Source organism: Salinarimonas chemoclinalis, from assembly GCF_041514305.1.
Lineage (GTDB): Bacteria > Pseudomonadota > Alphaproteobacteria > Rhizobiales > Beijerinckiaceae > Salinarimonas > Salinarimonas chemoclinalis.
The window spans coordinates 129,429-141,166 of the sequence record NZ_JBGMWH010000007.1 but is presented as its reverse complement, the minus strand read 5'-3'; the positions used below and the strand labels follow the sequence as shown (position 1 = coordinate 141,166).

The 11,738-nt window shown below is 70.2% G+C and carries 13 protein-coding genes; 6 read left to right on the top strand and 7 right to left on the bottom strand.

Annotation, left to right across the window (positions count from 1 at the left end; all coding sequences use genetic code 11):
- Position 1 precedes the first annotated feature (1 nt).
- A complete protein-coding gene (locus AB9M23_RS13460; RefSeq protein ID WP_372425068.1) occupies positions 2–1,051 on the top strand; it encodes a hypothetical protein in 1,050 nt (349 codons plus the stop codon).
- Between the two features lie 141 nt (positions 1,052–1,192).
- Here AB9M23_RS13460 and AB9M23_RS13455 read toward each other — a convergent pair whose 3' ends face one another.
- The 5 genes from AB9M23_RS13455 to galU form a co-directional block, all read right to left on the bottom strand.
- Positions 1,193–1,489: a nucleotidyltransferase family protein gene (locus AB9M23_RS13455; protein WP_372425067.1), complete on the bottom strand. Its 297-nt coding sequence runs from the start codon at positions 1,487–1,489 to the stop codon at positions 1,193–1,195.
- A 45-nt stretch (positions 1,490–1,534) separates the two neighbouring features.
- Positions 1,535–1,870, bottom strand: a complete 336-nt coding sequence (locus AB9M23_RS13450) for an AzlD family protein (protein WP_372425066.1) — start codon at positions 1,868–1,870, stop codon at positions 1,535–1,537.
- On the bottom strand, positions 1,863–2,582 hold the full coding sequence (locus tag AB9M23_RS13445; protein WP_372425065.1) for an AzlC family ABC transporter permease: 720 nt from the start codon (positions 2,580–2,582) through the stop codon (positions 1,863–1,865). The genes AB9M23_RS13450 and AB9M23_RS13445 overlap by 8 nt, the downstream gene beginning before the upstream one ends.
- Before the next feature lie 114 nt (positions 2,583–2,696).
- Positions 2,697–3,728 carry a RhuM family protein gene (gene rhuM, locus AB9M23_RS13440; protein ID WP_372425064.1) on the bottom strand — a complete coding sequence of 344 codons (1,032 nt, stop codon included), beginning with the start codon at positions 3,726–3,728 and terminating at the stop codon, positions 2,697–2,699.
- Between the two features lie 188 nt (positions 3,729–3,916).
- Positions 3,917–4,777 carry a UTP--glucose-1-phosphate uridylyltransferase GalU gene (galU, locus tag AB9M23_RS13435; protein ID WP_372425063.1) on the bottom strand — a complete coding sequence of 287 codons (861 nt, stop codon included), beginning with the start codon at positions 4,775–4,777 and terminating at the stop codon, positions 3,917–3,919.
- Positions 4,778–4,940: 163 nt separating this feature from the next.
- Here galU and galE point away from each other — a divergent pair, with 163 nt between their 5' ends.
- The 4 genes from galE (at position 4,941) to AB9M23_RS13415 (ending at position 9,097) form a co-directional block, all read left to right on the top strand.
- The gene (galE, locus tag AB9M23_RS13430; protein ID WP_372425062.1) at positions 4,941–5,945 is read left to right on the top strand and encodes a UDP-glucose 4-epimerase GalE; all 1,005 of its coding nucleotides are present in this window, start codon (positions 4,941–4,943) and stop codon (positions 5,943–5,945) included.
- Between the two features lie 97 nt (positions 5,946–6,042).
- On the top strand, positions 6,043–7,338 hold the full coding sequence (locus tag AB9M23_RS13425; RefSeq protein WP_372425061.1) for a lytic murein transglycosylase: 1,296 nt from the start codon (positions 6,043–6,045) through the stop codon (positions 7,336–7,338).
- A gap of 38 nt (positions 7,339–7,376) precedes the next feature.
- A complete protein-coding gene (locus AB9M23_RS13420) occupies positions 7,377–8,624 on the top strand; it encodes an SGNH/GDSL hydrolase family protein (protein WP_372425060.1) in 1,248 nt (415 codons plus the stop codon).
- A gap of 50 nt (positions 8,625–8,674) precedes the next feature.
- A complete protein-coding gene (locus AB9M23_RS13415) occupies positions 8,675–9,097 on the top strand; it encodes a PilZ domain-containing protein (protein WP_372425059.1) in 423 nt (140 codons plus the stop codon).
- Between the two features lie 27 nt (positions 9,098–9,124).
- On the opposite strand, the gene AB9M23_RS13410 is transcribed toward AB9M23_RS13415, so the two are convergent.
- Positions 9,125–10,246 carry a TadE/TadG family type IV pilus assembly protein gene (locus AB9M23_RS13410; protein WP_372425058.1) on the bottom strand — a complete coding sequence of 374 codons (1,122 nt, stop codon included), beginning with the start codon at positions 10,244–10,246 and terminating at the stop codon, positions 9,125–9,127.
- A 145-nt stretch (positions 10,247–10,391) separates the two neighbouring features.
- Between AB9M23_RS13410 and AB9M23_RS13405 the strand changes: the two genes are divergently transcribed.
- Complete coding sequence (locus tag AB9M23_RS13405; RefSeq protein ID WP_372425057.1) at positions 10,392–11,201, top strand: SDR family NAD(P)-dependent oxidoreductase; 810 nt, start codon at positions 10,392–10,394, stop codon at positions 11,199–11,201.
- 10 nt (positions 11,202–11,211) lie between these two features.
- Here the strand turns inward: AB9M23_RS13405 and AB9M23_RS13400 are convergent, their stop codons facing one another.
- Entirely contained in the window at positions 11,212–11,508 is a 297-nt protein-coding gene (locus tag AB9M23_RS13400; protein WP_372425056.1) for a 4a-hydroxytetrahydrobiopterin dehydratase, read from the bottom strand.
- Positions 11,509–11,738 lie beyond the last annotated feature (230 nt).

Sequence of the window (11,738 nt, the reverse complement as noted above, 5' to 3'; positions counted from 1 at the left end):
GATGGCGATTCACAAACCGAAATGGTTTTCCAAGGACCATGTGATGGTCTCGACGGCGCCGACCTGTGGTCTGACCAAAGGCGGCCGGCTGCTCAAAAAGGTCGACCCGGTGACGGCGCAGCGCCTCCAGGTGGTCGACCCCGAGACGGGCGGCCTGGTCGATGCGGTCAACGATCAGCTGCTCGAGGACATGGAAGCCCTTGTAAAGCTGAAGGGCGTGCCGGACGGTGATGAAGAGGATCTCCCGGCCACCCTGACCTTCGTGCCGGCGGAGAAGGTAAGCCTGAAATGCGCGGTGCCGGTTTATTACGATCACCGCTATGACGATGCGTTCCAGGCGGCGCTCGCCGAGGATGAGGCGCTGAAAGGCTTCTCTTCGGCGACGCTCGGCGAGCTGGCGAAGACGAACCGGCTGCTGATCCGCGGCGGCCACGGCTCGCCCTCGCAAGAGCAGCGGATCGGCGAGATCCCCTACATCAAGGTCTCAGACCTGCGGGCGGGGCTGGTGAACATCAACCCGACGAATCGGGTAACGCGCACCGTGGCGGAAAAATTCTGGCGTGGAAAGTCTTCGGGGCTCCAAGCCTTCGATCTTGTGTGCCCGGAGCGCACCTCCAAGAACATCGGGGATTTCTGCTTGCTTATGCCGGGACAAGAGCAGGTGCTCACGACGAAGGAGATCATCGTCTTGCGGCCGGGGCGTGAGGCTCCGTTCGACATGTTCTACCTGCTGTGGGCAATGACGCTCAAGATCGTGCGCGATCAGTGGCGGCGGGTAATCTTCATGCAGACGAATCGCGAGGACGTGGGAAAGCGCTACCTCGAGATCTCGATTCCAGTGCCGCCGAGCCGTCAGCGCGCCGACGTAGTGTCCGCGCCGTTCAAGGCGTATTACGAGACGATCGCCAAGGCCCGCACGGAGTTACAGACCTACCTTGCGACCTCGCACGCACACCACTTCTTCGTCTCGGGCGCCGAAGAGCCCGACGACGAAGAGTACACCGGTGAAGCGCAGATCGACGAAAAAGCACGAGTTGAGGACGAAGATTGAGGATCTCCAAGCCTCGCTCCACCCCTCGGGCGAGAAGCCAGTCGGCCTCCAGATCGGCCGATGTCTTGCCACGGCAAGCCTCTTCGATGTGATCGATCGCGTCGAGCATCTCGTCGAGGACGATACCGATCGGCCGGCTCGTCAAAACACCTGCACCGCGTTCGCCTCGATCTCCCCGCGCAGCCTCGGGTGCAGGCTGTCGCGGGTGGTGACGTCCACCGGGCGCCGCAGGGCTTCCTCGAGATAGAGCTTGATGCCCACCAGATCGAAGAGCGAGAACCGGCTGTCGAGGTCGTAGTCCAGGAAGAGGTCGATGTCGCTGTCGGGCCGGGCGTCGCCGCGTGCAACGGACCCGAACAGCCACAGCGCGGACGCGCCGCGCGCCTTCACGGCGTCGGCGTGGCGCGACAAGTCGGCGATGATCGTGTCCCGCTCCATGCGGGCATCATGCCCAAGGACGGGCCGAAAAGGAAGCGTCGCCGCTCACAGCCCCGCGAGCCGCGCCAGGGACACCGCCGCGAGCCCCGCCGCCACGCCCGCGAGCTCGATCCGCACGAGCGCCATCGTCGCGATCGCGGCGGCGAGGCCGAGCACCGCCGGAAGGCCGGACTGGGCGGCGATCGGCAGGATCGTGGCCACCACGATCGAGCCCGGCAGGGCCCTCAGCGCCCGGTCGATGCGCGGCGTGATGCGCATGCGGCTCATGAACAGGATGCCCGACGCCCGGCACAGGTAGGTCGCGCCCGCCATCAGCGCGACGGCGAGGTAGTCCGCCGCCGGGTGGGCGAGGAAGGCGGCGGCGAGCGCGCTCTCAGCCATCGCGCAGCGCTCCAGCGGCCGCGCCGGCGAGCGCGCCGACGACGATGAAGGCGTAGCCGTCGACGAGCGCGCTCGTGGCGAGCGCCACCGCCCCGGCGACGATCCAGGGCATCGCCGGGGCGAGGCCCTTCCACAGCGGCACGAGCATCACCGCGAAGAAGATCGGCATCACGAGGTCGAGCCCGAAGGCCTCGGGCCGGGTCACCAGCGCGCCCGCGAGGAAGCCCGGGATCGTGGCGAGCACCCACAGCACCCAGAGCATCGCGCCCGCGCCGAGGATCACCCCGAGGTCGCGCCCGCCCTCGCCGTGGTAGCGCGTCGCGACGAGCCAGTTCGCGTCGACGAGCACGAAGAAATTGAGGAGCCGGATGCCGCGCGGCATCGCCTTCACGTGGGGGGCGATGGCCGCGCCCATCAGCACCATGCGCCCGTTGATCGTGGCGGTGACCGCGACGAGGTAGAGGAGCGTCGGCCAGGTCCAGACCTCCCGCCACAGTTCCAGAGCCACCATCTGCGAGGCGCCGGCGAAGACGAAGGCGGAGAGCGAGAGCGTCAGCCAGAGGTCGAACCCCTTCTGCGCCGCCGCCGCGCCGAAGGCGGTGCCGAACACGATCACGCCCGGCACGAGCGGCAGCGTGAGCCGCATGCCGGTGCGGGCGCCGGCGAAGGTGAGGGGCGGCGGGCCGGCCTCCCGCGGCGTGGGCTCGGGCATAGGGCTCGGGTCTCGGGTGCGATGGCGACGCACAGCCGTCTAGGCCGAGGATCGGGCGCGGGCAATCGCATCAGGCGCGCATCGGGCATGCGCGCGATCGGCGTAGCTCGGCGCTCACCCCTTCTTGGGACTGCGCACGGACCTTGCCTCGGACGCGAGGGCGGCGATGTCTCGGTCCGCCGCCCGCCGCCGTGCTAGTGTGCGCTGCGCGTGGAAGGCCTCGTAATGCCGCTCCGCCACCGCCTTGGCGTCGCCGGCGCTTACGCTGCCGCCGCTGCGGAGGACTGAACGGCCGAGTCGCTTCAGCTGATCATCGAGGAGTTGAGATGCGTCGCTCATGACAACGATACGGCCAAGATCGAGCTGGTCCTCGAAGATGTCCAGGAGGATGGTAGTCAAGCGATTCAATTCTTTCAATTCATTCTCGAATAAATAATTCTTCGAGACGAAGATGTCCTTCTTTCTAATATTTTCTGCGGGCCAGGTCTGCAGTCCCATGTTAGGCACATCCGAGTTCGCGCGATCTGAGACCAGTTCAGAAGGAGTCTGGCTAGCTACGGCATAGATGAGCTTGGCCTGTGTCCTCTGATAGAAAGTGCGTGCCGCTTCTGTAGATCCGTCGTAATCCTGACACAACGAGCAAATACGCTTCAATTCGCGATAGACGTTCGCTTCGTCGGAACGGATGTCCCGTATGATTTCCTTGAGTTCGGCGATGCGATCTGAACTCTCGGGAGCACGAAGCCGCGGCTTGTCGATAACAAAGCCCGCCTTCGCAAATTGCACGAGCACGCTCGTTGCCCACCTCCGAAAGGCCGTTGCCTGGGCGGAGGAGACCCGATATCCGACCGATATCACCATATCTAGGCTGTAAATCGTCGTGACCTTACCAGAGGTTGTTTGCACTTTTTGCAAAGACCCCTCTTCCTCGAGCTCGCCCTCCTTGAAGACGTTGGCGATGTGGCGGGAGATGCTCGACACGTCGCGAGCGAAGAGGGCGGCGATCTGCGCCTGCGTCATCCACAACGTCTCGCCCGTGAAGCGGATGTCGAGACGCAGCCCGTTCTCGGTGCCGTAGACGAGGAATCGGTCACCCGTCTCGGCGTCTTCGGTGAGCCTGATGGCATTGTCCGGCTCGTCATGCATCTCTGAGGCCTCCGCGAACGAACCGCGTACGAGTAGCAGCCCGCAGCTCGTTCGCCAACGGCAATAAGATGCGGCTCCACGAATGCTGGGCACTTGCGGCCATGCGTCGTGCGCCGCGCGGAAGCTCCCTCCGAGACCGCCCGCCTCAACCCCGCCAGCCTCACCCCGCCAGCCTCACCCCGTCCGCCTCAGCGCGTCAACCGCGCGATCTCCCGGCGCAGCGCCGGCCCCAGCTCCGGGTCCTCCAGACCGTAGGCGAGGTTCGCGACCAGGAAGCCGATCTTCGAGCCGGTATCGTGGGTGGTGCCCTCGTAGCGCATGCCGTGGAAGTCCTGGCTTTCCATCAGCGTCTTCATGGCGTCGGTGAGCTGGATCTCGCCGCCGGCGCCGGGCTCCTGGCGCTCGAGGACGTCGAAGATCTCCGGCTGGAGGATGTAGCGTCCGGAGATCATCAGGTTGGAGGGCGCCTCCTCGACCTTCGGCTTCTCGACCATGCCGGAGATCCGGAAGGTCTTGCCGTGGTCCTCGGCCACGGAGAGGATGCCGTATTTCGAGGTCTCCTCCATCGGCACCTCCTCGGCGGCGACGATGTTGCCGCCGTGGCGCTCGTAGGCCTCGAGCATCTGGGTCATGCCGCCCTTCGACAGCATGTCGGGCAGGATCACCGCGAAGGGCTCGTTCCCGACGATCTCGCGGGCGCACCACACCGCGTGCCCGAGCCCGAGCGGTGCCTGCTGGCGGGTGAAGCTCGTTCCGCCGGCCGTCGGCAGATCCGCCTTCAGGCCGTCCAGCGCCGGCCTCTTGCCGCGCGCCTCCAGCGTCGCCTCCAGCTCGTAGGCGATGTCGAAATGGTCCTCGATCGCGCCCTTGCCGCGGCCGGTGACGAAGACGAAGTGCTCGATGCCCGCCGCCTTCGCCTCGTCCACCACGTGCTGGACCACCGGCCGGTCCACCACCGTCAGCATCTCCTTGGGCACCGCCTTGGTGGCGGGCAGGAAACGGGTGCCGAGCCCGGCGACGGGAAGGACGGCCTTGCGGATGCGCTTCATGACGTTCGTTCCTCGCTGGTCTGTCGCGGCCGTCGGTTGCGCCGGCGTGCCGCGCCCGGTCGGCTTAACGGCTCCTCGAGCAGTCTCGTTGCATCATTCGCCGATCCGGGCTGCGCGGCACCATGCCAGAGGCCCGAGCGTGGCGTAAAGGCGGGAGCGGACGATGACGGTGCTGGTGACGGGCGGCGCGGGCTACATCGGGGCGCATGCGGTTCTCGCACTCGCGGACGCGGGGGAGGACGTCGTCGTCCTCGACGATCTCTCCACCGGCGTCGCCGACGCGGTCCCCGACGGGGTGCGCCTCGTCGTCGGCGACGTCGCCAACGCCGCGCTGGTGACGCGCATCCTGGCCGAGTACGGCATCCGCGAGATCATGCACTTCGCCGCCAAGATCGTGGTGCCGGACTCCGTCGCCGATCCGCTCGGCTACTACGACGCCAACACGGTGAAGACCCGGGCCCTCCTCGCGGTGGCGGTGGCCGCCGGCGTCGAGCGGCTCGTCTTCTCCTCCACCGCCGCCGTCTACGGCGAGCCCGACCTGCCGCTGATCGCCGAGGACTGCGCGCCCGCGCCGATCAACCCCTACGGCCGCTCCAAGCTGATGAGCGAGTGGATGATCCGCGACACGGCCGCGGCGCACGGTCTCGACTACGCGGTGCTGCGCTACTTCAACGTCGCGGGCGCCGATCCGCGGGGGCGGGCGGGCCAGTCGTCGCGCAGCGCCACGCACCTGATCAAGGTCGCCGCCCAGGCGGCGCTCGGCGCGCGCCCCGGCCTGTCGATCTTCGGCACGGACTACGCGACGCCCGACGGCACCTGCCTGCGCGACTACGTCCAGGTGAGCGATCTCGCCGACGCCCACGTGGCGGCCCTGCGCCACCTGCGCAGCGAGGGCGGGCGGCTCACGCTCAATTGCGGCTACGGGACGGGGGCCTCCGTGCGGGAGGTGGTGGACACGGTCCGGCGCGTCTCGGGCCTCGACTTCGACGTCGTCGAGGCGCCCCGCCGCGCGGGCGATCCCGCCGCGCTCGTCGCCGACGCGACGCTGATCCGCGAGGTCCTCGCCTGGGAGCCGCGCCATGCCGACCTCGACACCATCGTCGCCCAGGCGCTCGCCTGGGAGCGGCGGCTCGGCAACGGCGGGGAGCGGGTACGCGCGGCGGGGTGACGCGGCGGGGCGGGCGGTCCGGGTTAATCCCATCTTCACCATACTCTGGTGGCATCCGGCGCAACGCGTTAGTCTCGGTCCCCGAAAGCGATCGCCCATGCTCCGCACCGTCACACGACAACCCTTCCCGCGCCGCGCCCGCGCGCTCGCCGTCGCGATCGCGGCCACGGCGCTGCCCCTCGGCGGCTGCACCGTCGCCGGGGCGGGAACCGGGATCGGCGAGCCGATCGGGGTCGCGACCGCGAGCCTCGACGCGCGCGCCCCGCAGGAGGGCGTGCCGCAGGGGGAGTTCGGGAGCTTCGTCGCCGGCCTCTGGCCCGAGGCCCAGGCGCGCGGCGTCTCGCGCGCGACGTTCGACGGCGCCTTCGCCGGCGTGACGCCCAACCCGCGCATCATCGAACTGACGCAGCGTCAGTCCGAGTTCACCCGGCCGATCTGGGAATACATCGACAACGCGGTCTCCGCCGAGCGCATCCGCCTCGGCGAGGCCGCGCGCACGCGCTACGCCTCGATCCTCGCCTCCGTCGAGCGCACCTACGGCGTGCCGCAGGCGATCGTGCTCGGCGTGTGGGGCATGGAGACCAATTTCGGCGGCTTCACCGGCAACATGGACGTGATCCGGTCGCTCGCCACGCTCGCGCACGCGCGCCATCGCGGAGACTTCTTCCGCGGCGAGCTCCTCGCAGCGCTCGAGATCCTGGAGACGGGCAAGATCTCGCGGGGGGAGCTCCAGGGCTCCTGGGCCGGCGCCATGGGCCACACCCAGTTCATGCCCACGAGCTACCTGCGCTTCGCGGTCGACGGAGACGGCGACGGCAAGCGCGACATCTGGCGCTCGATCCCCGACGCGCTCGCCTCCACCGCCAACTATCTCAAGGAGCACGGCTGGCGGACGGGGCTGCCCTGGGGCGTCGAGGTGCGCCTGCCCGCGGGCTTCGACTTCGCCCAGCGGCGGATGCCCTTCGCGAGCTGGGCCGCGCTCGGGGTGACGCCCGCCGCCGGCGGCGCGCTTCCGGCGGGCGGCGCGGAGGCGACGCTGTTCCTGCCCGCGGGCGCGCGCGGCCCGGCCTTCCTCGTCACCGCCAACTACGACGTGATCAAGCGCTACAATTCCTCCGACAGCTACGCCATGGGCGTTGCGCTCCTCGGGCAGCGGCTGACCGGCGGCGGAGGGGTACGCGGCGACTGGCCGCGGAACGAGCGCATGCTCGACGCGTCCGAGCGCCGGGAGTTGCAGACCCGGCTCGCCGGGCTCGGCCTCTACGACGGCACGGTCGACGGCAAGATCGGCTCGATGACCCGCGAGGCGGTGCGCAGCTTCCAGCTTTCCAGAGGCCTGACCGCCGACGGCTACGCCGACGTCGCCGTGCTCGAGGCGCTGCGCGGGCGCTGACGGCGCGGCGCGGATGCGCTATGGTGTCGGACATGCCGATGCGCGCGCCCCGCCCGCTCGTCCGTCTCGCCCTTGCCTGTGCCGCGCTCGTCCTGGCGATCGCGGCGGGAACGGCGCCCGTGCGCGCCAACGACGACGAGCGCCGGATCTGGCTCGAGGTCCTGCGCTCACAGCCCACGGCGGCGGAGCCGGCGCCCGCAGCGCGCCAGCGGCCCCGGCGTGCGCCCCGGCCGGCACGGGCGCCCGTCTCCCCGCCGCAGGCCGAGACGGCGGCGGCGGTTACGCAGGACGTGCCGCAGGACGTGCCGATCACCCATCGGGTGGTCGTCTTCGGCGATTCGCTCGCGAGCAATCTCGGCGAGGGCCTCGCCGACGTCCTCTCCGACAAGCCGAACGTCACGGTGCAGACCCGCGCGCAGGGCTCCTCGGGCCTGGTGCGCGACGATTTCCACGACTGGCGCGCCGAAATCGATCCGTTCCTGACCGGCGAGGGCGCCTTCGACATCGGCGTCGTGCTCGTCGGGCTGAACGACCGCCAGGACATCGCGACGCCCGAGAGGCGCCTCGCGCGTCTCGGCCCGGAGTGGAAGGAGGCCTACGCACGGCGCGTCGACGCGATCCTCGCGAAGTTCCGCGCGGCCGGCGTGCCGCTCGTCTGGGTCGGCCTGCCGCCGATGCGTTCCTCGCGACTCTCGACGGACCTGCAGGCGATCAACGAGATCGTGCGCGGGCGCGTGACCCGCGGTGGCGGCATCTGGGTCGACATCTGGCAGGGCTTCGTCGACGACGACAACCGCTATTCCGACAACGGGCCGACGCTGGAAGGCCAGATCGGGCGCCTGCGCGCCGGCGACGGCATCCACCTCACGCCCGCGGGCGGGCGCAAGGCCGCGCATTTCGCCGACGTCGAGATCCGTCGGCTGCTCGCCCGCGACCGTCCCGCGCCGGTCTCCGCCGTCGCCCCGCCCCCCGCCGCGGACGGCCTCGCCGCGCTCGGCGACCTCGAGGCGCTCACCGTGGACGAGATCGTCGCGCGGCTCTCGGCACTGCCCGAGGCGCCGGACGCGGTCGCGATCGAGGAGCCCCCGCCCGCCATCGGCCCCGTCGTCCCCCTCACCGAGACCGCCGCGGCGGGAGGATCGGCGGCGCTCGTGCGTGCGCCGCCGCTCGCCGACCGGGCGACGCGGCTCCTCAACGAGCGCGTGCTCGCGGACGGCGTGGCGCCTCCCGCCGCGCCCGGACGGGCGGACGACTTCACCTGGCCCGCCGCTCCCGCATCGCGTTAACCGGATCTCAGCAGCCCGTCGCTATGCTGCGCGATCGGAAGGACGGAACCATGAGCACGATCGTGGAGACGAGCGAGCAGCGGACGGCGCCCCGGCGACGGGCGCTCGTGGCTGCGCGCATCCGCTACGGCGGCGGCGCCGTCACGATCGACTGCGTGGTGCGCAACATCTCCGAGACCGGCGCCAAGATCGACATCTCCGAGGGCGTGACGCTGCCCGGGCACTTCGAGATCGTCATCCCGCAGATGAACGTCGTACACCGCGCCGAGCTGCGCTGGCGCCGCGGCGGCGAGGCGGGCATCGCCTTCCTCGACGTGGCGGAGGGCGAGCCGCCGGCCGAGGCGGCCGCACCGGCGGCGGCGACTCTCGCCGTCACCCCGAGCGAGGCGGCGCTCAAGGCGCGCATCCGCGCGCTCGAGGCCGAGGTCGTGCGGCTGCGCGAACGCATCCTCGAGCTCGGCGGCGGGATCTGAGCCCGAGCCGCGTGCCCCGAGTGCGTCTCAGCGCACGATCATCACCTGCTTGTCGGTGACCCGCTCGCGCACGGGACAGTTCACCACGAGGCGGATGTCGTCGTAGTCCTGGTCGGTCCAGCCGAGGTTCGGCGGGCGATCCTCCCAGCCGAAATACATGTACATGCCCTCGGCGCAGGCCTGCGTGGCCGTCTGCGGCGTGCGACCCGTGCGCCGGTTGGGAATGATGCCCCCCTGCGAGACCGGCTTGCACTCGGCGAGCGTGGCGCAGCGGATCGTCTCGAGGATGGGGCTCACGCGCATGTCGAGCGACGTGCGCGTGGTGCCGTTCGTCACCCGATACCCGCGCACATCGTGGATCATCACCCGGGTCTCGGGGTCGAGCACCGTGTCGGCGTAGTACTCGTAGACCTCCTGCGTCGGGTCGTCCCACCGTGCCGGATTTCGACGGGCGCTGCGGACGTTCCGGAGCATGTAGCTCACCACCTCGCCGGGGCCGCAGGTCGGGAGCACGTGCCCCTGCGCCGCGAAGTCCGTCGGCGGCGAGCCGTTGTCGGCGATGGGGGTGAGCGCGCGGCGCCCGCCGTCCGGCTCGCCGGCGCGCTCGGGATCGTAGCAGTACATGGAGATGCGGTTGTAGTCCGCCGCCTCCGGCTCGAGCAGCGACTGGTGGGGCGGCGCCGTCACCCAGGTCGGCGGGATGCGCCGCGTCACGCTCTCCAGCGTGAACGGGATCTCGCGCGGCATGCCCGGCACCGCAGCCAGGATCCGCGTGTCGAGGGCGGCCTCGACGCGCACGGCGTAGTGCGCCGGGTCGAGCCAGCGGCCGGTGACCTCGATCGCCGTGAGCTGGTCGCCGTAGCGGCTCTCGATCAACGTCCGCGCGCCGGCGAGCGCCTGCGCGGCGATGTCGGTGTCCGCGGCGGCGATGCGCACCGCCGTGCCGTCGCTCACGCTGCGGGCGAACTCGCGGGCGGCGTTGACGCGGGTGTAGTCCACCGCTGCGCCGGTGATTCCCAGCGTGGGGATGAGCGTCAGCGCGAAGGCGATGGCGACGTTGCCGGCCTCGTTCTTCCGAAAGCCGATCTTCCCGAAGCCGATCGTCCCGACGGCGATCTTCCCGACGGCGATCTTCCCGAAATCGAACATGGTCGTTCTCCTCGCTGCGGGACTCCTTTAAGCATCGAGATCCGAAAGCCGGGTTTGCACGAACGCTCCATTTCGAGACGTGCGCGAACGACGTGCTTTACATAAGGGAAACCATACGGCCCGCCCCGGGCCCGGGAGGCACCTCATGCTCGACTTCACCGACCGGATCGTCCTCGTCACCGGCTGCGGCTCGCGGGCCGACGGCTCGAAGGGCGAGGGCTGGGGCAACGGCCAGGCCATCGCCACGCTGATGGCGCGCCGCGGCGCGATCGTCGTGGGCTGCGACCGCGACCCCGAGGCGGCCGAGGTCACGCGCCGGATCGTCTCCGGCGAGGGCGGCCGCTGCGAGGTCCATCCCTGCGACGTCACCGACCGCGCCGCGGTCGAGGCGCTCGTCGCCGACGTCGTCGCCCGGCACGGGCGCATCGACGTCCTCGTCAACAACGTCGGCCGCTCCGAGCCCGGCGGCCCGGTCGAGATGGACGAGGAGACCTTCGACGCGCAGATCGACGTCAACCTCAAGAGCGCCTGGCTCTGCTGCAAGGCCGTTCTGCCTGTGATGGAGCGGCAGGGGCGCGGGGCGGTCGTGAGCGTCGCGTCCGTGGCGGCGCTGCGCTACATCGGCAAGCCGCAGGTCGCCTACGCGGCGGCGAAGGCCGCGCTCCTGCAGATGACGCGCACGACGGCGGTGATCTACGCCTCCAGGGGGGTGCGGCTCAACGCCGTCGTGCCGGGGCTGATCGGCACGCCGCTGGTGCGGCGCCTCGCCGACAAGTACGCCGGCGGCGACTACGACGGCTTCGTCGCCACCCGCAATGCGCAGGTGCCGATGGGCTTCATGGGGGACGCCTTCGACGTCGCCGCCGCGGTGGCCTTCCTCGCGAGCGACGAGGCGCGCTACGTCACGGGGACCGAGATCGTGGTCGACGGCGGCTTCGTCGCGGCGACGCGTTGATCACGGCCGCTCACCCGGCGGCGAGCCGGTCCATCTCCCGGGCGAGCGTCACGTCCAGGCGGGTGAGGCCGCCCGCGTCGTGGGTGGAGAGCGTCACCTCCACGGTCTTGTAGACGTTGAACCATTCGGGATGGTGGTCGTGCTTCTCCGCCACGATCGCCACCTTCGCCATCCAGCCGAAGGCGGAGACGAAGTCGGCGAAGTCGTAGCGCTTGTGGATGGCGTCGCGGCCTTCCACGAGGCTCCAGCCGGTGAGCCCGGGGAGCATCGCGTCGCGCTCGGCGGCGGTGAGCGTCTCGGCGGCCATGCTGCGTTCCTCCTGTACGCGTCTCGTCGCTCCGAGGTAGGGCGCGGCGGCGGGTCGCGCCAGAGGCGCGGCGGGGGCTCCGCGCGGGGCGTGCGGAATTCGGCGCCGGCTCGTTTTTCGGGGTAGGCAACGGCGGCGCGAGCGTATATAGACCGCGCCTCGACCGACTTGCCCGCCGGCGAGCCGCGCACGCGTGCGCGCGCCGGCGTTGAGACCCGACCGGAGACGAA